The sequence below is a fragment of the Ruegeria sp. AH12 genome, from assembly GCF_056541465.1.
Genome location: NZ_JBQFYL010000174.1, coordinates 1 through 657 on the forward strand (window position 1 = coordinate 1; position 657 = coordinate 657).

Here is a 657-nt window from a genome sequence, read left to right on the forward strand (position 1 = left end):
GCTGACAGCAGCCTTCCGGCACCGAATCACCCAAAAGATCTATTGGGCGCTGGTAGCTGGTGTACCAACTCCGTACCTGGGCGAAATCAAGACCGGGCTGGTCAAGGCTCCGGGACATGGCAAACAGGGTGAAGGCGAGAAGATGATCGCTGTTCATCCGAGCGAGGTGAACGATACGCCCGGCGCGAAACGTGCGCATACGCTCTATGCAACGCTGTATCGCGTTGCAGGGCGGGCAGCCTGGGTCGCGATGGAGCCGGTGACGGGGCGGACCCATCAGCTGCGCGCACATATGGCGGCGATCGGCCACCCGATCATTGGCGATGGGAAATATGGCGGCTCGGGGCAGGAAAATCTCGGCGATGGCTGGGGCGCGCAGTTGGGAGGTATCATCAGCAAAAAGCTGCATCTCCACGCCCGCAGCCTTTCCTTTGAACACCCGATGACCCGCAAACCCATCTCGCTTACGGCGCCTTTACCGGATCATATGAAACACAGCTGGGATACGCTGGGCTGGACCGAAGACCTCGCTGCAGATGATCCGTTTGAGGAGTTGCGATGAACGCTCCATTGCGGCTGGTCCTGTTTGATGTGGATGGCACTCTGGTCGATAGTCAGGGTGCCATTGTTTCGGCAATGACTGCCTGTTTTCAGGCG

General features: G+C 59.2%; 1 protein-coding gene and 1 pseudogene. Both read left to right on the forward strand.

Going from position 1 to position 657, the window contains the following annotated elements; all coding sequences use genetic code 11:
- The coding region (locus ACR0EL_RS22410; protein ID WP_480502347.1) for an RluA family pseudouridine synthase at positions 1–562 on the forward strand (562 nt) is incomplete at its 5' end.
- Positions 559–657, forward strand: a pseudogene (locus ACR0EL_RS22415) (HAD family hydrolase); the annotation flags it as partial. The gene ACR0EL_RS22410 and the pseudogene ACR0EL_RS22415, both read left to right, overlap by 4 nt.